Source organism: Nitrosophilus alvini, from assembly GCF_015100395.1.
GTDB lineage: Bacteria > Campylobacterota > Campylobacteria > Campylobacterales > Nitratiruptoraceae > Nitrosophilus > Nitrosophilus alvini.
Genome location: NZ_AP022847.1, coordinates 1031973 through 1053701 on the forward strand (window position 1 = coordinate 1031973; position 21729 = coordinate 1053701).

General features: G+C 37.4%; 19 protein-coding genes and 1 other RNA gene. 4 read left to right on the forward strand and 16 right to left on the reverse strand.

Annotated elements, in window-relative coordinates:
* Positions 1-57: 57 nt before the first annotated feature.
* Genes EPR_RS05380 through EPR_RS05400 form a run of 5 tightly spaced genes read right to left on the reverse strand, consistent with a single transcriptional unit; the run spans position 58 to position 5975 of the window.
* The gene (locus EPR_RS05380) at positions 58-1047 is read right to left on the reverse strand and encodes an SAM-dependent methyltransferase (protein WP_200762233.1); all 990 of its coding nucleotides are present in this window, start codon (positions 1045-1047) and stop codon (positions 58-60) included.
* The gene (locus EPR_RS05385; protein ID WP_200762234.1) at positions 1044-2228 is read right to left on the reverse strand and encodes a TolC family protein; all 1185 of its coding nucleotides are present in this window, start codon (positions 2226-2228) and stop codon (positions 1044-1046) included. The genes EPR_RS05380 and EPR_RS05385 overlap by 4 nt, the downstream gene beginning before the upstream one ends.
* Positions 2215-3396, reverse strand: coding sequence for an aspartate aminotransferase family protein (locus EPR_RS05390; protein WP_200762235.1), 1182 nt, complete (start codon positions 3394-3396; stop codon positions 2215-2217). The genes EPR_RS05385 and EPR_RS05390 overlap by 14 nt, the downstream gene beginning before the upstream one ends.
* Before the next feature lie 29 nt (positions 3397-3425).
* Positions 3426-5171, reverse strand: coding sequence for a molybdopterin-containing oxidoreductase family protein (locus EPR_RS05395; protein ID WP_200762236.1), 1746 nt, complete (start codon positions 5169-5171; stop codon positions 3426-3428).
* A 12-nt stretch (positions 5172-5183) separates the two neighbouring features.
* Positions 5184-5975, reverse strand: a complete 792-nt coding sequence (locus tag EPR_RS05400; protein WP_200762237.1) for a hypothetical protein — start codon at positions 5973-5975, stop codon at positions 5184-5186.
* A gap of 144 nt (positions 5976-6119) precedes the next feature.
* Here EPR_RS05400 and EPR_RS05405 point away from each other — a divergent pair, with 144 nt between their 5' ends.
* On the forward strand, positions 6120-8510 hold the full coding sequence (locus EPR_RS05405; RefSeq protein ID WP_200762238.1) for an AAA family ATPase: 2391 nt from the start codon (positions 6120-6122) through the stop codon (positions 8508-8510).
* Here the strand turns inward: EPR_RS05405 and EPR_RS05410 are convergent.
* Positions 8488-9852, reverse strand: coding sequence for a nicotinate phosphoribosyltransferase (locus tag EPR_RS05410; protein ID WP_200762239.1), 1365 nt, complete (start codon positions 9850-9852; stop codon positions 8488-8490). The two genes, EPR_RS05405 and EPR_RS05410, sit on opposite strands and share 23 nt — an antisense overlap.
* Positions 9853-9924: 72 nt before the next feature.
* Between EPR_RS05410 and EPR_RS05415 the strand changes: the two genes are divergently transcribed.
* Positions 9925-10512, forward strand: coding sequence for a nicotinamidase (locus tag EPR_RS05415; protein WP_200762240.1), 588 nt, complete (start codon positions 9925-9927; stop codon positions 10510-10512).
* 67 nt (positions 10513-10579) lie between these two features.
* On the opposite strand, the gene metK is transcribed toward EPR_RS05415, so the two are convergent.
* On the reverse strand, positions 10580-11776 hold the full coding sequence (metK, locus tag EPR_RS05420) for a methionine adenosyltransferase (protein WP_200762241.1): 1197 nt from the start codon (positions 11774-11776) through the stop codon (positions 10580-10582).
* Between the two features lie 108 nt (positions 11777-11884).
* On the opposite strand from metK, the gene EPR_RS05425 reads away from it, so the two are divergent.
* Together EPR_RS05425 and EPR_RS05430 are read left to right on the forward strand one after the other, a co-directional pair.
* On the forward strand, positions 11885-12199 hold the full coding sequence (locus tag EPR_RS05425; RefSeq protein ID WP_200762242.1) for a TraR/DksA family transcriptional regulator: 315 nt from the start codon (positions 11885-11887) through the stop codon (positions 12197-12199).
* Positions 12200-12213: 14 nt separating this feature from the next.
* Positions 12214-12684: a Fur family transcriptional regulator gene (locus tag EPR_RS05430; protein ID WP_200762243.1), complete on the forward strand. Its 471-nt coding sequence runs from the start codon at positions 12214-12216 to the stop codon at positions 12682-12684.
* Here the strand turns inward: EPR_RS05430 and EPR_RS05435 are convergent.
* From EPR_RS05435 to EPR_RS05475, 9 genes are all read right to left on the reverse strand, one after another.
* Positions 12681-13595, reverse strand: a complete 915-nt coding sequence (locus tag EPR_RS05435) for an EI24 domain-containing protein (protein ID WP_200762244.1) — start codon at positions 13593-13595, stop codon at positions 12681-12683. The genes EPR_RS05430 and EPR_RS05435 overlap by 4 nt on opposite strands.
* Before the next feature lie 176 nt (positions 13596-13771).
* A complete protein-coding gene (locus EPR_RS05440) occupies positions 13772-14359 on the reverse strand; it encodes a hypothetical protein (RefSeq protein WP_200762245.1) in 588 nt (195 codons plus the stop codon).
* 54 nt (positions 14360-14413) lie between these two features.
* Entirely contained in the window at positions 14414-16819 is a 2406-nt protein-coding gene (ppsA, locus tag EPR_RS05445) for a phosphoenolpyruvate synthase (RefSeq protein WP_200762246.1), read from the reverse strand.
* Positions 16820-16839: 20 nt separating this feature from the next.
* On the reverse strand, positions 16840-18162 hold the full coding sequence (locus tag EPR_RS05450) for a dihydrolipoyl dehydrogenase family protein (RefSeq protein WP_200762247.1): 1323 nt from the start codon (positions 18160-18162) through the stop codon (positions 16840-16842).
* Positions 18163-18296: 134 nt separating this feature from the next.
* An RNA gene (gene rnpB / locus EPR_RS05455) (RNase P RNA component class A) lies at positions 18297-18638 on the reverse strand.
* Positions 18639-18735: 97 nt separating this feature from the next.
* Positions 18736-19302, reverse strand: a complete 567-nt coding sequence (locus EPR_RS05460) for a 2-oxoacid:acceptor oxidoreductase family protein (protein WP_200762248.1) — start codon at positions 19300-19302, stop codon at positions 18736-18738.
* A 125-nt stretch (positions 19303-19427) separates the two neighbouring features.
* On the reverse strand, positions 19428-20261 hold the full coding sequence (locus EPR_RS05465) for a 2-oxoglutarate ferredoxin oxidoreductase subunit beta (protein WP_200762249.1): 834 nt from the start codon (positions 20259-20261) through the stop codon (positions 19428-19430).
* A gap of 12 nt (positions 20262-20273) precedes the next feature.
* Entirely contained in the window at positions 20274-21416 is a 1143-nt protein-coding gene (locus EPR_RS05470) for a 2-oxoglutarate synthase subunit alpha (protein WP_200762250.1), read from the reverse strand.
* A 9-nt stretch (positions 21417-21425) separates the two neighbouring features.
* Positions 21426-21728: a 4Fe-4S dicluster domain-containing protein gene (locus tag EPR_RS05475; protein ID WP_200762251.1), complete on the reverse strand. Its 303-nt coding sequence runs from the start codon at positions 21726-21728 to the stop codon at positions 21426-21428.
* Position 21729: the final 1 nt, after the last annotated feature.

Here is a 21729-nt window from a genome sequence, read left to right on the forward strand (position 1 = left end):
TTAGATACTGTTTTTAATATATTACATAGTCTCTTATCATATAATAAAAATTTTCTCCTACTTTGTAACCGACAGCATTTTGAACCTCTCACCCATCATTGCCGGATGTATCAGAGTTTTTACCTTGTTTGCCTCTCGAATATAGACATTTTCAGGCACTCTGTTTTTAAGCATATCCAAAAGCTCTGTCAAACCAAAGTCCACCAGTGCCAGAAGTTGTGTTTTATAGGCTTTTTTACTGAAACCTGCCCCTATAAAAGCATCTATCAGATGAGAAAAGTTTACATCGTAGGTAATATCAGCTCTTTTATACACCTCTTTGATATCAAGTTTTTCATCAAAAAGCGGATAGACTTCATGTTTTTTATAAACTCTGATAGAAAAATCGTTTCTTGCTTCAAGATCACCGTAGTCAAATGTCACAAACTCGACTTTTTCAAATGCATTGTATAGCTCTTTTGCAAACTCTTCATATCCTAGAGCGATTTCGCCTTTTATGATGCCGTATTTTTCGGCAATCCTTTTTATATCTGTATCTATCTTTTCAAACCTGATCGTAAAATCCTTAACATAGCCCATCTGCCCTTTATATACAAGTTCGCAGGCAAACGCATCGAATATCTCGTTTGCAACAACAAAACCGCTTTTTTCACTCATGCTCCCAAGGCTTTCAAAATGTTCAAGAGCTATTGTCTCACCGAAAGAGTTTTCAAAATACTCTTTTTGCACCTTCCTTAAGTTTTCAAACGGCTCTACTATACCGAATCTCAAAGTCTCAAGCAAAGAGGGCCTCAAAGTATATATAAACTGCACGATATCAGCCAAAAGGTACCCTTTATGTGCCCCTATCTCGCACACAAGTGTATCTTCTGGCACCGTCCCTTCATCTATAAGGGTTATAAGATAGTTTGCTATGCTTCCTCCGAAAAAACGGCTGGAACTGACCGCAGTATAAAAATCCCCTTCTTTACCTATCGCCTTGTATTTTTGGTAGTATCCATCAGCCCCATAGAGCCAATCTTTCATAAATTCGCCAAATTTAGTCATTTTTCCATCTTTTCATAAAGGTTTAGAAGCTCAATCTGCTTTTCAAGCAGATATATCTTTTTGTCGATCTCTTTTATATCTCTTGAATTTTTTATCGTCATTACGTCATATTCTGTCTTTTCACCTGCATTAAACTGTTCGCGGGTCTCTTTTAACAGCCTGTCGTAAAGACGGAAATCTTCATCACTCAACTCTATTTTTCTATCTATTAGTTTCAGTTTTTTTACTGTTGCAAAGTAGAGATTTTTTTCCGCCCTAGCAGAATCTTTAAGGGAGATTTTTGCTTTGAGATAATCAAGCTTGGTCGACTCAATATTCCTGAAACTGTTAATATCAAACAGCGGCATAGTGATTTTAAATCCATACTCTTTATAACTCTCTTTCCCGGGCGGAAGAAAAAATGAACCTTTGGTTTTCTGCTCCACATAGCTTCCTGTCAGAGAAAATGAGGGCAGATATCTTGCAACAGTCATTTTTTTAAAATAATTTTTTTGTTTGATATCTTCATCCAGTTTTGAAAGAGTGATATTTTTCGATAAAAAACTCTCCTCTTCAATCAGGCTGAATTTAGGGATTTTCAGCTTATACGGATCAGCATCGCTTATATTTTTAAAACTTTTCAGCAATTCCTCTTTTTGACTTAAAAGTCCAATAAGAGCAATTTCTTGTGCATTTTTGTTGATAATAGCCTGATCAAGAAAACCGCTGTCAAGAAAACCGCTCAGATACTGCTCTTTTTTTCTTATCACATCTAACTTTGCGTTTTTTATCAAAAGCTTCTGCTTCTCTATCTGTAGGTCAGCTTTCTTGATATTAATTAATATATTTATAGCCTCTTTTATCAGCCTCCTCTCCTGCTCTTTTACGGACAGATGGCTGAATTGTCGTGCCGCCTCGGCATACTTGATGGCAAAATAGATACCGCCGCTTTTAAAAATCGGCTGATCTACTGAAATTCTGAATGTATCGTTTTCCTGATTAAGTCCATACTGGTCGCTTTTTGATTTTATGTAACTCATATTGATCGGATTTATCCAGCTGTCCCTGAGCTTCTTAGATTCTACCTCGCTCTTCTCATACTCCAGCTTGAAACCCTCTTTTTTCAAATCGGAAAGTATATTCTCCCCTGTTGCATACAAAGAGACAAAAATAGAAAAAAACAGAGCATTAAATCTCGTCAAGCGCACTTCTGAACCTTTTTATGCCTTCAGCCATCTCCTCTTTGAAAATAGTAAGAGGAGGCAGAAATCTGACCGTATTTCTTCCTGCTTTGAGTACCAAAACTCTTTTTTCAAAAGATTTCTTGACAACAGCAGACAAAATATCACTGCTTCTTGCCCGAAGCCCTCTCATCAGTCCGAGCCCTACGCTTTTCTCAAACAGATGTGGATAGTCTCTTTCTATCTCTTTGAGTCTCTCCTCAAAATATATTATTCTTTCATCAAGTGTCCCGTCCGATTTCTCCTCTTCCAGGATATCTATAACCTCGTTTGCCGCTGCACAGGATAGATAGTTTCCTCCAAATGTGCTTCCATGGTCGCCCGGTTTGAAGATATCTTTCAGATTTGTCATTATTGCCCCTATCGGAACACCGCCGCCAAGCCCTTTTGCGAGGGTTATGATATCCGGTTCGATTTCGTAAAGATTTGATGCAAGAAGCTCACCTGTTCTGTATATACCTGTTTGAACCTCATCAACTATAAGCAAAACATCTTTTTCTTTAAGCATCTTAGACAAAGCCTGGACTTTCTCTTTATCCTGTGGCTCTACTCCGCCTTCTCCCTGAACAAGCTCTATCATTACCGCTACCGTATGGTCGTCTATCAGAGACTCTATCTCTTCTATCGACTCTGCATAAACAAAACCGTCAGGAAAAGGGCCGAAATAGGTATGCATCGCCTCCTGCCCGGTTGCTTTGAGCGCCGTTATTGTCCTTCCGTGAAATGAGTATTTGAGGGTGATTATCTTATATCTTTTTACCTCACCGTCAACTTCACCATATTTTCTGGCTATCTTTATAGCCCCTTCGTTCGCTTCGGCTCCGCTGTTGGCAAAAAAGAGTCTCATATCATAGCCTGAAAGCTCGACAAGTTTCCGAGCCAAAAGTGCCTGTGGTTCTATAAGATATAGATTTGAAATATGAATAATGTTTTTTGCCTGTTCGCATATGGTATCTGCAAGTCTTCTGTTTCCATGTCCCACACTTACAACACCAATACCACTCGTAAAATCGATATAATCGTCTCCTTTTTCGTCAAAAAGAGTAGCGTTTGTCCCTCTTTTGAAATTTACATAGTTTCTTGCATATGTATGGAGCAGATACTTTTTGTCAACTTGCTCTAAATTCATTTTCACCCCTTTGATAGTTTATCGTTATTTTATACTCTCTCGATTTTGAGTTTGACTTCCTGAAAAACCGCACCGTTTCCATACTCATCCGTTTTTCTGGGGGTAATAAAATTCACTCCCGCAGTTCCGCTGTATATCAGTACAGTGTTTTCTTTCAAAGAGTCATCAATTTTTGTCTCAAATATATATTCTCCATATTCAGAGGATATTTTGACTTTCTCGCCCTCTTTTATTCCGAGTGAAGGGTGAAGATAGGCATATTTTTCTCTTTCAAACTGACTGTTCAGGGATTTTTTCGATTTTGGAGTAATAAGCCACAGCCCCTCTTTTTCATGAAGCGAACCCTCTTCGCTCTCCTCTATGAAAAGAAATTTCTCTTCATCAGTATAAAAACCCTCTTTATAAGGAATTTTTTCATAAACGGGTATCTTGTAAAGTCCTTCCTCTTCGATAAGCTGCGATTTGAAAATATTCAGATACTCCTCTTCGCTTTTAAGCCCCTCGAATCCAAAAATGTCAAAAAGCTTTTTTGTCAGTTCATATTCGCTTAAAGCATTCTCATTCTCTTCGATTTTTGGCAAAAAAGAGACATACTCATGCCCGTAACTGAACCTCATATCACTTTTTTGCAAAAAGTTCTTTGCAGGTATTACAAGGTCGGAAAGTTCGCTTGTTTCATTCTCATAGAGACCGAAATATACTGTAAAACTCTTTTCAAGCCCTTCTCTTACATCTTTTGAAGCAGGATTCTGGTTTGCCGGATTTGCTCCCTGTATGAAGCAAAGATCGTAATTTCCAAAATCAACTACCGCCTTGTTTACTCTTTTTGCCTCTACGGCGAAAGGGTTTTCCAGCCCTGCCGATGTGTCTCCAAGAAACGATACTCCGCATCCCTCTTTTCCGAAAAGTCCGAGTGTTGCGGCAAGAGAGTCGATTGCTCTTATAGTATCTGTACCGTTTGAGTATTTTTGAACACCGTTTCCTACAAGAAAAACGGTTTTAAGATCTTTCATGAGCTCTTGCAGTGTCATTATCTCTAAAATATCCACACCTATTTTCTCAACCGTCCTTACAATTCTGAAAGATTTGAGATAATCATAATAATAGTCGAAATCTTCACAAAACTCTTCAACAAACTCTTCCGCCTCTTCATTTTGCATTATGGTAAATCTCGCCATCATATTGGCAAGCTCCAGGTCGGTGCCTGGATTTATCTGTAGATGGATATTTGCCCTTTTTGCAAAATCTGTTTTTATAGGGTCTATAACAGCAATAATCTTATCTTTTAAAAAGGGTAGCATATGAGAATTGGTTACGGGTATATTTCTTCCCCAGACAACGACAAGCTCACTCTTTTCTATCTGTTCTACGGGAAGGATTATATTTCTTCCGCGCCCGTTTTCAATACCCAATTGTCCTGCTGCATCGCAAAGTGAACCTTTTGTCAACACAGCGCCGTATTTTGCGAAAAAGAGATCGGTCACCTCCTGCATCTTGCCGAGATTTCCGCTTCCTCTGAAATGAAGGACATTTTCGGGCTTCACGCTTTTGAGTTTTTCCGCAAGTATACTTACAGCCTTTTCGAGAGATATCTCTTTTCCTCGGAATTTCGGTTTTTCTAAAACTTTGTATTTATGATAATTATTGAGATGGGGACAGAGAAAACCACGAGTAACAGGATGGTTTTTGTCACCTTTTAGTTTCCCGTCCATATATATCACTGAACATGCATCGTAACAGTCCAATGGACAAGCCGTTTTGATTTTTTCAGCCAAAATTCTTCCTTTCTATTTGAGTTCTACTTTTGCTAAAACGGAAAAAACTTCTGGAGTAGCGACTACTATTTCCGCTCTGTATGCAGAAATATGAACATTATCGGCGACTCTCCATATTTTGGAAATTTTGTAGTTTGTCTCTTTTCCGTTTATATATATCTTTTTGTTTTCGATATTTTCAAGCTCCTCTGCAGATAGATAGATGATGATTTTCCCTTTCGAAATATCGGCAGCATCGAAAAGTTTTGCTCCAGGATTGACAAAATCATTTTTTTTCACATAGATTTTATATATATAAAGCCCTTCGGCCGTTACATTTTTTTTGGAAATCGAATCTTTTAGCTGCTCTATCTGATATAAAACATCATCAATCTGGTTTTTGAGGTTTTCAATTTTCTCTCTTTGTGATAGAAGTTGATTGTCGGCAGCAATATATTCGGCAAGCTTCAGATCTTTTTCAAATTTAGATTTTGTTTTGAGATCTTTTATTCTCTCAAAATTGCTCTTTTTTATTTTTGCCAATTTTTCCAGATTTTTCTCTATCTCTACGTTTGTTTTGTAAATTTTTTCAAGATTTTTAAACCTGTTTAGGCTCTTTTTCAGCTGTTCTTTGTCAAGATAGCTATCAATTTTTATGATAGCCTCTTTAGTGGCCACACTGCCCTCTTTATCGATATTAGCAAATACAACTTTTCCGCTGACGGCAGATTTAAAAGAATAGATCTCATAGGGTTCTATCCTGGCAATATGCTCTGCAGCAATTAGATAAACAGAAACTATAAAAAATATAAAAAGTTTTCTCATCAAAAACGCTCCGATGCCAAATATCAGCCATTATTTTACCGTTATTTGCTTTATTTACCGCTTTTCAAAAAGATAAACCGACTTTTTAAATTTTTTGCAAAAAATCGTTATAATGACTAAAAAATTACTTTAAAGGGCATAAAAATGGAGAGAAATATTTACAATGAAGCCCAAAAACTCAAAAGAGAGCTTAAAAAAAGAATTTTTGGACAAAACGAAGCCATAGACGAAGTTGTAGATACTTTGACCAGAGTCTCTCTGGTCCCGACATCTGAAAACTTCAAAGCTCTTTTCACATTTTTAGGCCCCCATAACAGCGGTAAAGTGTATCTTGCAAAACTTCTTGCCGAACTATCCGATATGTTTGAGGCTGTAAAAGTCTTCGATATGGCCCAGTTTACAGACCCGAGTGATGAAAAAAAACTTATAGGAGCAAACGGTTCATTAACAGCTTTTGTAAAAAAACATCCACGCTCTGTAATCGTTTTCGATGATATAGAAAAAGCCGAAAACATGATACAGCTCTCAATACTTGATTATATAAAAACTCCCAAAGAGGAGAGCGGAGTCGATTTCTCTTCATGCGTTATCATTTTTTCAACATCTTTAGGCAGTCAATATATCAAAAAAAGGGATTTTTTAAGTTTCTACAAAAAAGAAAAATTCAAAGCACAGGCTAAAATCATAGAGGCTATATCTCACGAAAAAAAAGTTATATACGATATCGTAGAAAATGCAATCGATCCAAAACTACTCTCGGTTATGGCACAGCATCAGATAGTTCTTTTCAAAACGCTCTCTTTCGATTCCATCGTAAAAATAGCAAGCCGATCTCTCAAAAACGCTATATCGATATTTGAAAAGAAGAGCAGTATCAATGTAGAGTTTGAAGATTTCAAAAATTTCATAAAACTGGCAGTACTCTCATTTGCGCCTTATATAAATGCAAGAAGGATAAACAAGAAACTCCCTGACCTGATAATAGAAACAATAGGCCAAAGCATATCAAAAACTGATTTTATACCTGAAAAAATTGTTTTTAGAGCTGAAAAAAATGCACTGAATTTTCTCGAACAAATAAAGGATAAAAAAGAGTTTCTAGAAGAGCTCTTTAGAAAAAACGAAACGGTCGAGCTTTCATGGGAAATAAAAAAAGAGAAAAACTCTATAATAATCAGCATAAAAAATGTTGCAATAAAAAAGCTTCCTTTGTATATCTCGCCCAAAGAAAAACCGGCAGTAAGATATTCTACTACATCCTTCAAAGAGATAGCCGGTCAATCCAACGTCAAAAAGACACTCAAACAGATCATTCACGTTCTAAGACATCCGGACTTGGTAAAAAAATTTGATATAGATATGCCTAAAGGTATGCTTTTGTACGGTCCAAAAGGAGTTGGCAAAACACTGCTTGCACAGGGCTTTGCAAAAGAGTCAGGACTACCTTATATATATCTATCCGGAAGTGATCTTTTTGACCAGAATCTTATCAGACTCGCTTACCAGAAGGCCAGAGAGTACGCCCCGAGTATCGTTTTTCTTGATGAAATCGATACAAAAGGAATAATAGAAGGCATATATACAACAATGCCTGTAGAAGAGCTTATAAATGAAATCGACTCTATAGCTTCGTCGCCGGAAGAGTTTGTATTTACCGTAGCTACAGCAAACTCCAAAGATGAAATCAACAAAAACCTTCTAGCTCCGGGCAGAATCGATATATTTGTAGAAGTGCCCGAACTGGACATGGAAGCAAGAAGATTTTTTATACGGAAAATTCTCGAAAAGCCCAACGACGGAAAAATAGATATCGAAAAAGTTGTCAGATATATTTCTGGAATGAGCGGATATGAGCTGCAAAGAATAGGCAAAGAAGCAGCTCTGTACGTTATAAGAAACAATTTGGAATATATCACCGAAGAGATTCTCATCGAACAGATCAACAATATTAAATATGGCTACAAATTGGAGAAAAAAAGAATAAGAAATCTTGAGAAGGATCTTAAAAAAACCGCATATCATGAAGCAGGACACGCAGTGCTATCCTATCTGCTACTTCCGGATATCAAAATAGAACAGGTAACCATAGCTCCTCGTTCGGAATCATTGGGCTTTGTATCATACAGCAATCAGGAATATATCAGCAACATCTCCAAGGATGAGATTTTGGGAGACATATGCGTTCTACTTGCGGGAAGAATATCAAAGATAAAAAAATTTGGTCCAGAAGGTATTGATACAGGAGCTTCGGCTGATCTGGAACAGGCTACATGGGAGGTTTACAATGCCATCGCAACACTTGGAATGGATGATGAGATAGGATATGTGCATACAGATACATTAAACCAGAACGTTAGTAAAAACTTTTTCAGAGAAAAAATAGAAGAACGAATTCAAAGATGGATATCCGAAGCTACCGCAAAAACAAAGATGTTAGTCGACAAATACTGGGATAAAATAGAAAGAGTTGCGGAAGAACTTATAAAAAAAGAGATTATAGACGGGGCTGAACTCAAAAAAATAATGGAGGGTTGAGTATCCCGTGTTTTTTCATGAATTCTCTTGTAATATCCTGAAGTTTGGAGCTGATTTTTGGAAGAAATTTCTCGTTTTTTTCTATATCTTTGAGATTTTCCGGAAGTTTTGCAAAATTTTTAAGAGCTTTTTGTTTAATTTCATTCAAAGACGGCATATCACAAACGATTTTACCCTTTTCCATATATAGTTTTAAAAGAGGCTCCCCTTTGATTTTTTCGTTATAGAACCCTATTATGTCCTCAGTCAACACTCCGTTTTCATACTTTCTGAAAACCTGCTTTTTCGAAGGTAGAGTGATTTTCCCGGGGCTGAATTTCATTTTCGGCTTATTGTCATACTCTACCAGTTTATAGGCACAATCTAGATACGGCAGATCAGCCGAAACAGCAAGCTCCGTACCCACACCCCAGGCATTCACGGGAGCCCCGTTTTTTAGAAGTTCTTTTATTTTATACTCATTCAAACTTCCGCTGACAAATATCATTGCTTCACTAAAACCTGCTTCATCCAATATTTTTCTCGCTTCAATTGAAAGTTTCAGAATATCTCCACTGTCGAGTCTGATGCCTTTGAAAGTTTCAAGTCCCATCTTTTTGATAGTTTTTACAGCATTTTCAACTCCTTTTATCGTATCGAAAGTATCTACAAGCAAAATAGCGTTTTTAGGATAGTATTTGGCAAAATTTTCAAAAGCCTTCTCTTCCGTCTCATGAGCCAAAATAAAAGAGTGCGCCATTGTTCCGAAAATCGGAATGCCGAATTTTTCGCCGGCCAAAACGTTTGAGGTACCTAAAAAACCTCCTATATACGAATTTCTTGCGGCTTTCATACCTGCATCAGAACCGTGTGAGCGCCTGAGCCCGAACTCAACAAGTGCCGTGCCTTTAGCTTCGTTATAGCATCTTATGGCTTTAGTAGCTGTAAGCATGGATATCTGCATAGTATTTATTAAAAATGTCTCTATTATCTGTGCTTCAATCAAAGGAGCTTCAACCTGGATAACAGGCTCGTTCGGGAAAACAAACTCCCCTTCATCAATCGCATACACATTGCCACCAAATCTGAATTCCTTCAGGAAATCTAAAAAATCGTCAGAAAATTTGCCTGTACTTTTCAAAAAATCGATATCTTTTTGTGTAAATCTCATATTTTCAAGATAATACAGCACTTGTTCAAGTCCGGCATTCAAAAGATACGATCTGTTTTTTATCTCTCTCGTAAAAAAATCAAAAATTGCTGTTTTGTTCATATTTTCATTGAAATAGACCTGAGCCATAGTTAGCTCGTACATATCTGTAAGAAGACTCATATTTTCCTTGTTAACAAATCCAAAAGTCATTTTATTCCTTTTTATTAACTGATATTGTTAAATTTTAGTACAATTTTATAAAAAGCCCCTAAAGGATAAGAGATGAAGATAAAAATAACAGACCACGATGCTCTTATAGTTGTCGATATGCAAAAAGATTTTTTACCGGGCGGTGCTCTGCCGGTTAGCGGCGCCGATAAAATCATACCAAATATCAACATGTACATAAAACTTTTCGAAGAAAATTCCAATCCAGTATATTTTACAAGGGACTGGCATCCGAAAGAGCATATCTCTTTCAAAGGGCAAGGTGGCATCTGGCCGCCACACTGTATTCAGGATAGTGAAGGTGCAATGTTTGATGAAAATCTCTATATTCCGGCTGATAACAAATTTGTCATATCAAAAGGTGTTTTAAAAGAGTTTGATGCCTATTCCGGCTTTCAGGGAACTGTTTTGAATGAGCTATTAAAAGAGAAGGGAATAAAACGTGTTTTTATATGCGGAGTTGCAACGGACTACTGTGTCAAAAATACTCTTTTGGGAGCTGTAAATCTGGGATATTTTACAATTTTATTGAAAGATGGCATCAAAGGAGTAGACATAAATCCGGGCGACACCGAAAATGCAATAGATGCTATGATGCAAAAAGGAGCAGTTTTATGCTCTTTCAGTGATATTGTAAAATAGTTTTGCAAACCCGAAAAAAAGGATTTGAAGCCTTTTTAATAAAAATTTCCGGTTTTATGGCTCGTGCTCAAACAAGAGCTCTGAACCACTCTATCTCGTCAATTTTCTCCCAAGGATACTCTTCATATCCTATCTGTCCTTTTGCGGCAATTTCATGATACAAAAAACTATCAGCAGATGGTTTGTCCAGACCGAATTTTTCAGTTATCCATTTGGGTGTCAAAGAAAATTTTTCGGCAATTTTTATGCTCAGCTCCTCATCACTTATGTTTTCAGAAGACGATCCAAGTGTATTTACCGTAACAGACACAGGTTTTGGTTCACCTATCACATATGCTATCTCTACAAGAGCTTTCTTTGCAAGTCCAGCAGCTACTATATGTTTGGCTATCCATCTTGCAGCGTACAGTCCGCTTCTGTCCACTTTTGTATAATCTTTTGAACTTTGGCTCCCTCCGCCTATCGGTGCATATCCTCCGTAAGTATCCACAACCACTTTTCTGCCAGAAAGTCCGGAGTCTGCAATAGGACCGTGTGTAACGAATCTGCCTGTGCCGTTTATAAGGAACTGCGTATTTTCATCAAGATATTTATCGGCAAAAGAGGCTTTCTGGAAAATTAGTTCTTTTACTCTTTTTCTGACATCATCGGGTAAAATATCACCTGTATGAGACTGTGCTACTACTATTTTGTCTATTCTTTGCGGTCTGCAATTATCAAAATTCTCTTTTGTACCATAATCAAGAGTTACCTGGGTTTTCAAATCTACACCAAATTTATCAGGATTTGATTTTGCATTTTTATAAAGAATATCTCTTATCTCTCTTGCAAACATCAAAGCAGAAGGCATAAAATCATCTCTCTCTATGGTCGCAAAACCAAACATCATACCCTGATCCCCCGCTCCAATCTCTTTGTTGTTTCTATCAACACCTATACTTATGTCGGGAGATTGACGACTTATATACACCTCATATATACATTCCTCTGGATTTAAAGTCTCACCTATTTTAAAACCGCTTTCAGGATATCCTATCTTTTTCAAAGCTTTTTTTGCTATATCTATATAAAACTCTTTTTCAAGAGTACTGTTGATTTTGACCTCACCTCCGATTATCACATGTTTTCCGACTACAAAAACTTCAGTTGCAACCCTTGCATTCGGGTCCAACTCTAGCAAAGAATCGACAATGTAATCTGCTATAATATCGGCACATTTATCAGGATGACCGGCAGATACGGACTCGGAAGTGAAAAGATACATAAATACCCCTTTTTGCCATTCGTTTTTTTTTGATTTTATTATATCCAAACAGAAATATGTTCAAAATAAGTTATAATTACCGTATAAACAATATTGCAAGGAGATAATATGACAAAAGAGCAGTTAAACGAATTTAAAGAGATTTTGGAAAAAAGGAAAGCTCAGGTTGAAAAAGAGATAGAAAATCTTAGAAATGAACTTGAAAGTTTTATTGCCGAAGATGCAATTGATGATATGGAAGATATGGCACAGCTAGAAAATCTTGATATGGACGACGTTGCTCTTCTAAAAAGACTCGAAGAGGAACTCGTACAGATAAAAAAAGCCCTTGTCAGGATAGAAAACGGAACCTTCGGAAAATGTAAAGACGGAACAGAACTCCCCATAGAAAAACTCAAAGCCAATCCTCTTGCCGAATGCTGAAAAAGAGAATTACAATGTCCAAAAACATTCAGGATTTCAGAAATTTTGAATATTATAAAAACGAGCTGCATTCACTTGTCAAAAAGAGAGGACTGAAATACTCTCTGCAAAGAGAAGAGATACTTAAAATCTTATATAAAGCCAAAGAGCATCTCTCTCCTGAAGAGATACTCTATAAAGTTAAAAAATCACAAAAGAATATAGGACTTGCGACAGTATACAGGGCATTGTCATTTTTGGAAAAAGAGGGGCTTATAAACTCTATATCCTTTGGAGTGGAAGGAAAAAAATATGAACTCAACAGAGGATCCCATCATGACCATATGATATGTCTTGAATGCGGAAAAATAATAGAATTCTTTGATGAAGAGCTTGAACTACTTCAGGAAAAAATCGCCAAAAAATTTGGATTCAAAATTGTTTCGCATGACATGAATTTATATGGTATCTGCAAAGAGTGCTCAAAAGAGAAAAAAGAGAGCTAATCCCTCTCTTTTTGCTTCACAATCCAGTGAAAATACATATTTATAGCAAAAAACGGCGCCAAAATATTAACTACCGGAAGAAAATTTAGAAGCGAGGCGAAAAGAGCTATCATCCATATAGAAAATTTATGACTTTTTATCTTTTTATATTCAACTTTTGTACAAAACTTAGCACATACACTAAGAAAATAAGACTCTTTGTAGAGCCATGTCCAAAGAAAAAGCTGAAGTGCTATATTCAAAAAAGGTATAAACAAAAAAGGAAGAAAAATCAATATAAAAAGTGCAAAAAGAGCTGCATCCCTTACGGCAGTTCCCAAAACTGCTATGTGACTGCTTTCGGGTACCGATTTCAAATCTGGATAATGTTTCTCTCTCATCGCATCTAAAAAAGGATCTATATAGACAAGAACAAGCAGGAAAAAAGAGAGAATGTAAAAGTTGTATACAAGAAATATCGCCAATAGCCAGGATATAGCTTCATCTACGGTCTGAAACGGAAACCAGGTGAGAATTTTCTCTATTCCCACAAAAAGAGTGTGCCAGTTCAAAACAATCACTATTGCCCAAAAAACGGCAAGTCCGGCAATAATACTTATAATAAGATATTCATACCGTCTTTTGCTCACATATCTGTATATTGGAACATTGAAAAAAGCCATTATAAGAGCGAAAGAGACGGTTACTGCCTGAAACCATATAAAAAACAAGGTTATAAAAGCTCCATTTGCCTTCACAATCGAAAAGGGAATCCATGATATGCTTTTGTATGCAAAAGAGACCATCACAGGCCAAAAAATATAACCGAGAAATATCCATAAAATTGCAAGCGGTATACCGATCATCAAAGAGAATTTCACAATTTCCCAACTCAGAACGTCTTTGATGCTTCTTATTACAATACTTTTCATATCGATACCTTCCGTTTATAAATCTGAATATCTCATTTACAAATGATATAATAAAAATCATGAATTTTTTGTTCGTTTCTCTTTTTGTTCCGGTCTCTTCACAGCGCAGATATAAATACAACTCTGATAAAAGATAAAAATTGGCTTCGATTTATAAATCTCTGCTGAGAAAAACCTCATCCCTCCTCTTTTATAGCCCTTCTGAGTTTTTCCAGTTTTTCTCTATACTCTTTTGCATCGCCGTATGAGATAAACATAGTATAGTATCGATGAATATAAGGCACTTTTTTGGCATGTTTTATCGGACACCAGAAAAGTTCGGTTCTTGCAGATACTTCCGTTGCATAAGCCATAAGACCGTTAAAATATGAGCAGTACATACAATTGAGTTTTTCTATGGGATTTAGATACTCCAGATACTGCCTGTCAAAAATTATGTAATCGCTTCTTTTAACTCTTTTTATACCGTAAACTCTGAAATTTATCATCTGATACAAAAACAGATAAAGATCCAAAAAAATTGCCGGAAAAATTGCACCGTATATGACAGGAGCAGTAAGAATATAAAGAAAGGGCGCATCCAAAATATATCTGAAAAGATTTTTAGCATATTTTCTGTGACTTTTTCGTATCTCTTTGTTGAAGACAATCCCTTCAGTTTCAACTTTGAAACCAAATTTTTTCTCCTCCTTTTCTATCTCATCCAAAAGTTCTTTTTCAAGGAGTTTCATTTTATCTATTATTGACTCTATCTTTTTGTTCACAAAAATCCTTTTTTTAAAGTAGAAGCCTGCAAAATACGAGTTAAAAAAACGGCTTTAAAGTTTTTTTTCAAGCTCAACTATAAACTGTAATACTCTTAAAACACTGTCTGGATTCAGACTGATCGAATCTATACCTATTTTGACAAGAAACTCTGCAATTTCAGGATAGTCAGAGGGTGCCTGACCACATATTCCGCTATGACGTCCATTTCTTTTTGCACCTTCAACTGCAGCCTTTATCATCTCCAGCACTCCCTCATCCTTTTCATCATAGTCAAAGGCAACTATCCTGCTGTCTCTATCTACACCCAGAGTCAGCTGTGTCAGATCATTTGAACCTATACTGAAACCGTCAAAAATTTCGGCAAATCTATCTACAAGAACCACATTATTCGGTATTTCACACATAACATATATTTTTAGGCCTTTTTCACCTTTTTTAAGACCATATTTTTCCATTGTTTTTATAACTTTTTTCCCTTCGTCAACCCGTCTGCAAAAAGGAATCATCAATATTACATTTTCAAGCCCCATAACCTCTCTAACTCTTTTCATCGCGGCACATTCGAGTCCAAAACCCTCTTCATAAAGAGGGTGAGAATATCTTGCAGCCCCTCTAAATCCAATCATAGGATTATCTTCTTTAGGTTCGAAAAATTTCCCTCCCAGAAGTGAAGCGTATTCATTGGATTTGAAGTCACTCATCCTTACAACCACCGGTTTTGGATAAAAAGCGGCAGCAATGGTCCCGACTCCTTCACTAAGTGTCTTTATAAAAAAATCTTCATAATTTTTATATGCATATGATAGTTCATCAAGCTTTTTTCGTGTATAATCGTCTGTTTTCTCCGGATGTTTTATCGCCATTGGATGAGCTTTTATATATTCGTTTATGATAAACTCCATTCTTGCAAGACCTATACCGTCGACCGGCAGATGTGAGAGTGAAAAAGCCATATCAGGATTGCCCAGATTCATCATGATTTTCGTTTTAGGTCTGGGTAGAGAACTCAAATCTATCTTTTTTACCTCATATCTCAAAATGCCTTCATATACTTTTCCTATTTCACCTTCAGCGCAGCTTACAGTTACTTCTTCTCCATCCTTAAGTATTTCGGTTGCTTTGTCGGCACCTACAATGGCAGGGATTCCAAGTTCTCTGGAAACAATGGCCGCATGGCATGTTCTGCCGCCCCTTGCTGTAACGATAGCTGCAGATGTTTTCATGACCGGTTCCCAATCTGGCGTTGTTGTCTCAGCTACAAGTACATTACCCGGTCTAAAAGATGGAAGCTCCTCTACTGAATTTATTACCTGCACTTTTCCGGCCCCTATTTTCATACCAACTGCCTGTCCCTCTACAAGAACCCTGCTCTTTTCAAGAAGATGATATATCTCAAGGATAGCTCCTCTTTTACGGCTTTCTACCGTCTCGGGTCTTGCCTGTACCATATATATCTGGTTGTCTATACCGTCTTTTGCCCATTCCATATCCATCGGTTTGAAATACCCTGCAAGTTTAGAATAGTGATCTTCCACCTTTATCGCATAATCGGCCAAAACCATAACATCATCGTCACTAATACAAAATCTTTTTCTGTCATCTTCTGATACCGGTACATTTTTTGTATATTCCTGGGCAAGATTAGCAACTGAAATCTCTTCGGAAAATACCATTTTCAACTCTTTGCTTCCGAGTCTTCTTTTCAAAACAGCACGAAACCCTTTTTTAAAGGTCGGTTTATGCACATAAAAACTATCAGGATCAATAGTCCCTTGTACAACATTTTCTCCAAGTCCGTATGCAGCATTTATAAAAACCGCCTCTTTAAACCCGGTTTCTGTATCTATACTGAACATTACACCGCTTGAGCCTATATCGCTTCTAACCATTTTCATAACGACAACACACAAGTAGACTTTAAAATAGTCAAATCCGTTGTCGTATTTGTAGTGAAGGCTTCGATCTGTAAAGTTTGAGGCAAGACATCTTTTATAAGCATCTAAAAGCGCCTCTTCACCTTTTATATTGAGATATGTTTCATTTTGTCCGGCAAAAGAGGCTTCCGGCGAATCTTCCGAAGTGGCAGAACTTCTGACAGCCAGACTAAGATCTTTTCCGTACTCTTTTTTCAAACTTTCATAGCCTTCTAAAATCTCTTTTTTAAGATCATCAGGTATTTTACAGTTGTAGACTACTTCTCTTGCAGCTTTTCCCCTTTTTTGAAGATCTTCCACGTCCTCCGGATTGAGAGGATCTAGTATCTTATGAAGTTTTTCCCAAGCATTGTTATAGCTCAGTACATATCTATAGGCATCGGCATTTACGGCAAAACCATTCGGTATTTTAACGCCGAGCGGTGCTAAATGTCTGTACATTTCACCTAAATTTGCATTTTTTCCGCCAACACTTGACACATCTTTCGCGCTTATCTCTTTGAACCATTTTATATATTTCATTGCTGTTATCCTCTCTTCCCTTACAGTCTTCTCGCAGCTCTCTCAAAAGCTTCTGAAAATGTAGGATGTGCAAAAACGATATCCAAAAAACTCTCCTTGTCCAATCCTGCTGTAACGGCAGTTGTAGCTACTGATATAAGCTCTTCCGCATTGGGAGCAAGTATTTCAGCACCTTTGATTGACTCTTTCTCGTCTGCATATAGTATAACCATTCCGTCTGCTGCATTATGGCTGTAGGAGTGTGAAAATGCGCTTAATGAAAAAACTGTCTCTTTATATACGATACCCTGAGTCTCCAGATAACTTTTTGTCAAACCTACAGAAGCATATCCTAGAGGCAAAGAGTAGATGAATTTTGGTATATTTATCAAACTGAGCTTTTTTGATTTTTTTTCCGTAATCCTGTCTATCACATTTAAAACCTGTGCCCTTGCAGAGTGTGCAATCATCTGTTTGGCATTACAATCTCCGATGGCAAAATGTTTTTTTAGTGTAGTTTCAAAAAAATCATCCGTAACAATAGCATTTGATACCTCTATTTTGTCTGTTTTTATCACTTCAGTATTGGGTTTTCTACCTGTAGCTACAAGCAGTTTGTCAAATTCATATATCCCTTTGTCGGTAGTAACTCTGGCTTTTCTTTCAAAATCTTTTGCCTCGTAAATCCTTGTGGAAGGCATGAGTTTCACACCTATTTTGGTAAGTCCATTCTCTATATTTTTATTTATAAAAGGATGCATTTTATTTGAAATATTTTCTTCAATATAAAAAAGAGTTACATCTATACCGTTTGCGGCAAAAAAACCGGCAAACTCAAGCCCTACAGCGCCTGAACCGTATATTGCAATAGATTCCGGAAAGTTTTTTAGTTTCAGTATTTCATCACTTGTTACGATACTCTCACCGTTATACTCTATCCCCTCCGGTATAAAAGGAGACGAACCTGTACCTATAACGATATGTTCAGCTTCAAGTATTTCACTGTTAAATTTTATCTTTCCCTCGTCAACAACGTACCCATCACCTTCAATCAGCTCTACTCCTGCATTTTCGCATTGCAAAATTATGGACTTTGTCGCCTTTGACAAAAGGTTGTCAAGCTGCTTTTGGACAATATCCAGTTTAATTTTGTCTTTTTTTATTCTAAAAGCTTCGTTTCTTAGTTCAAGATTTATTTTTGATAGATGAAGAAAGTGTTTTGAAGGAATACATCCGTTATGCAGACACACCCCTCCCAAATGATTTATATTTTTTTCTATGAGTGCAACATTAAAGCCTCTTTTTGCCGCAACTATCGCACCTGCATAATTAAGCCCGCCACCTATAAATATAATATCTTTCATTGTACCCCTCTTACATGACGTTTTATAAGCGCAATTTGCGGCAATTGCAAGGGCTTACAAACTTTTTAATAATACATTTTAGTATATCTTTTTGATACTTATCTGATGATTAACCGCATAGAAGAAAGTAGTAGAAGTCAGGTGCAGCTGTAAGCCGAGTTCTGTATTTGGCGGATATTTATCTAGGCTCTGTCTCGCGACAAAGCTCAAGCGAAGAACTCGTAATATGAGGCGCCAACCAGGTTCTTCTTGCTGCGGGTTGGGTTTACATAGCCGCTGTGATTGCTCACTGCGCTGGTGGTCTCTTACACCACCGTTTCACCCTTGCCTGATCCGGCAATTGCCGGCCATCGGCGGTCTGCTCTCTGTTGCACTTTCCCTCGGCTTTCGCCGGCCGCCCGTTAGGCGGAACCCTGCCTCATTGCAGCTCGGACTTTCCTCTTGATACTCTCTCAAGCATCCGCCTGCTGCACCTGCGTAATTATATCTTAAATTTTACTGAAAGTAAAGTAGAGAAAAGAAAGATGTTAAAGGTGTATTGGGAAAAAACCAATACACCTGATAACAAGAATATTAGCTTATTGGACCTTGTTGCAAAGCTTCATTTGCATATTTTTCGCCCAGTTCAAATGCTGTTTTGTTAAGTTCTACAAATTTAGGAGGAACTTTCGAAATCATAGTATCATATACAAGATCTCTGTCAACACATTTTGTCATAGTAACTGTTACGGCAAGTGCTACAACAGACTGTGTAACAACGTTACCGACCTCTTCTTTTGCTATTGTAATAATAGGAATTGAATACATTTTCCATCTTTTTTTATCTTCTTCAGAAGGAGTAACTAGATTTGGTTCAAATACTATTATACCGCCATCTTTTACTCCGCCCTTGAACTGGTCATAGCTCACCTGTGCAGTAGAAAGCATAAATTCTATCTCGCCCTCATTTGCATATGGAAAAAGTATCTCTTCATCGTCAAGAATTATGTCAACTTTTGTAGGACCACCTCTGACCTGTGAAGTATATGTTGCAGCTTTAACACCGTATCCGCCCTCTTTTATTTTCGCAGCCGCAAGAATCTCTCCCGCAAGCAAAACACCTTGTCCGCCAACGCCTGTAAATCTCAATTGATGTCTCATAGTCTACTTCCTTTGAGTATGTTGTGTTATTTCTTTGAATAACAACTATGAGTCTAGTGAAAATTAAGAGAGAAGCAAAAAGCAGAAAACCTGCCTTTGCTTTTCATCTTCTATTTTTCACTTTACTATAGTTGCACTCTGGTTTTATTTTGTGCCGCTTCTATGACTTTGTCGTAAGCTTCACAATACTCTATTTTTGATGTGTCCTCTTTAAGGATGCCAGTCGGGAATTTACCAACTCTCTCTTCTTCTGGAAGAGCTTCCCATTTTTTCTTGGAAACCGTAATAGAGTCTATCCATTCCTGAGTCTGAACAGCTTCACCCATTTTGTTCTTTCTACCGAGGTTAATATGACAGTTACTGAAGACGTCAAAGAAACTGAAACCTTTATGTTGGAAACCTTTAACAAACATTTTTTCAAGTTTTCTAGGATCAATTACTGTCTCTCTCGCTATAAATGTTGCACCGCTTCCTTCTGCAAGTTTGCAAGCATCAAAAGTCGGATCTACATTTCCGTACTGCGCAGTTACTGTCCACATTCCCTCAGGAGTAGTAGGAGATGTCTGAGAGTTTGTAAGACCATAAATAAAGTTGTTGATGAGAATGAAGTTAAGATCTATATTTCTTCTACATCCGTGAATAGTATGATTACCACCTATTGCAAGACCGTCACCGTCGCCCGCTACAACAATAACATGTTTATCCGGATTTGCAAGTTTGATACCTGTAGCATACGCAACAGTTCTTCCGTGCGTAGTATGAACAGTGTTACAGTTAAGATAAGAAGAGAATCTTCCTGAACATCCTATTCCGGACACTACGCACACATCATTCATATCCCAGCCAAGTTTATCGATAGCTCTGATAACAGATTTCAAGATTATGCCGTCACCGCATCCCCAGCACCATAGTGTGGGCATCTTATCAGTTCTTAAATATTTATCATAATTAAATGCCATTGTTTTCTCCTTTTATATGCCCATAGACTTGAGTTTTTCTATAATTTCTGCAGGACTAATAGGTCTTCCGTTGGCTTTGTTAAGACTTTCAGGTCTTTTGCCCATCAATCTCTCTACTTCAAGAATATATTGCCCCATATTAAGTTCCGGCATAAGAATCTTTTCAGCAGGGAATCTTTCGCCAAGTTCTTTTATCTTCTCTTCCGGACTAGGCCATAGAGTGATAGGTCTGAACATTCCTATTTTTTTACCTTCCGCTCTCAATCTGTTTATAGCCTCCCTGGCAGCTCTAGAAACAGAGCCGTATGCAATTATAAGATAATCTGCATCATCAAGAAGATATTCTTCGTTGCTTTCTAAAAGGTCTTTTCTTCTAACTTCTATCTTTCTATGTAATCTCTCTATAAGTCTTTGACACACTTCTGCATCTTCTGTTGGAAAACCGGTAGGACCGTGGTGTAAACCTGTTAGATGGTATTTATAACCTTGGAAAAATGGATTTAGTACAGCAGGTTTGTCTTCAGGAACATCGAAAGGTTTATAATCTTTCGGATCTCCATCAAATCTGGCTCTGTTTACAATAGACTTTTCAATCTCTTCTTTGTCTGGCAAAACAGCTTTTCCGTGCATGTGTCCAAGAGTTTCATCAAGAAGAACGATAACAGTTGTCATAAGCTCTTCAGCAACATTAAATGCTCTAACAGTTTCAGTATAACACTCTTCAAGACTTCCCGGACAAAAAGCTATAGATTTATAATCACCATGGGTCGGGTTTCTTGCCTGAAGAATATCACCTTGCTGAACTCTTGTTGGAAGACCGGTTGAAGGGCCGCCTCTCATAACGTTTGTTATGACCATCGGTGTTTCGGTCATAAATCCAAGACCAATCTGCTCAGCCTTCAACGACATACCAGGTCCAGAGGTATTTGTCATCGACTTAACGCCGCTCATTGAAGCACCAAGAGCAACAGCAATACCTCCTATTTCATCTTCCATCTGTATAAATTTGCCGCCAACTTTCGGAAGAAGTACGCTTAATTCATGTGCAACTTCACTTGATGGTGTAATTGGATATCCTCCAAAAAATCTACATCCGGCATCGATAGCAGCCATTGCCGCCAATTCATTACCGCTTGATATTACTTCTCTTGCCATTTTTTCTCCTTAAGCACTTAAAGCTCTAAAATGATTTTTCTTGATTGCTTCCGCTCTTTGTTTAGCCTCTTCTGTCAATTTTGCAAATTTATACTCTTTTTTGTCAGCAACATAAATTGCAAAATCAGGACACTCAAGTTCGCAATCATTACAACCTATACAGCTCTCAGGATAGAGAACTTTTACCATTGAACCCAAAACCCTGTGAGGGTCTGGAACCATTGCCAAAACGCCTGCAGGACAAACCGAAACACATAAATCACATGCCTTACAATTATCTTCAATTACCCATACGGGTGCATTTGCCGCCATG

Bases quoted from the DNA above. Each gene is read 5' to 3' on its own strand.
- EPR_RS05380 (WP_200762233.1), bottom strand. From the start codon at position 1,047: ATGACTAAATTTGGCGAATTTATGAAAGATTGGCTCTATGGGGCTGAT.
- EPR_RS05390 (WP_200762235.1), bottom strand. From the start codon at position 3,396: ATGAATTTAGAGCAAGTTGACAAAAAGTATCTGCTCCATACATATGCA.
- EPR_RS05400 (WP_200762237.1), bottom strand. From the start codon at position 5,975: ATGAGAAAACTTTTTATATTTTTTATAGTTTCTGTTTATCTAATTGCT.
- EPR_RS05405 (WP_200762238.1), top strand. From the start codon at position 6,120: ATGGAGAGAAATATTTACAATGAAGCCCAAAAACTCAAAAGAGAGCTT.
- EPR_RS05410 (WP_200762239.1), bottom strand. From the start codon at position 9,852: ATGACTTTTGGATTTGTTAACAAGGAAAATATGAGTCTTCTTACAGAT.
- EPR_RS05415 (WP_200762240.1), top strand. From the start codon at position 9,925: ATGAAGATAAAAATAACAGACCACGATGCTCTTATAGTTGTCGATATG.
- metK (WP_200762241.1), bottom strand. From the start codon at position 11,776: ATGTATCTTTTCACTTCCGAGTCCGTATCTGCCGGTCATCCTGATAAA.
- EPR_RS05425 (WP_200762242.1), top strand. From the start codon at position 11,885: ATGACAAAAGAGCAGTTAAACGAATTTAAAGAGATTTTGGAAAAAAGG.
- EPR_RS05430 (WP_200762243.1), top strand. From the start codon at position 12,214: ATGTCCAAAAACATTCAGGATTTCAGAAATTTTGAATATTATAAAAAC.
- EPR_RS05435 (WP_200762244.1), bottom strand. From the start codon at position 13,595: ATGAAAAGTATTGTAATAAGAAGCATCAAAGACGTTCTGAGTTGGGAA.
- ppsA (WP_200762246.1), bottom strand. From the start codon at position 16,819: ATGAAATATATAAAATGGTTCAAAGAGATAAGCGCGAAAGATGTGTCA.
- EPR_RS05450 (WP_200762247.1), bottom strand. From the start codon at position 18,162: ATGAAAGATATTATATTTATAGGTGGCGGGCTTAATTATGCAGGTGCG.
- EPR_RS05460 (WP_200762248.1), bottom strand. From the start codon at position 19,302: ATGAGACATCAATTGAGATTTACAGGCGTTGGCGGACAAGGTGTTTTG.
- EPR_RS05465 (WP_200762249.1), bottom strand. From the start codon at position 20,261: ATGGCATTTAATTATGATAAATATTTAAGAACTGATAAGATGCCCACA.
- EPR_RS05470 (WP_200762250.1), bottom strand. From the start codon at position 21,416: ATGGCAAGAGAAGTAATATCAAGCGGTAATGAATTGGCGGCAATGGCT.
- EPR_RS05475 (WP_200762251.1), bottom strand. From the start codon at position 21,728: ATGGCGGCAAATGCACCCGTATGGGTAATTGAAGATAATTGTAAGGCA.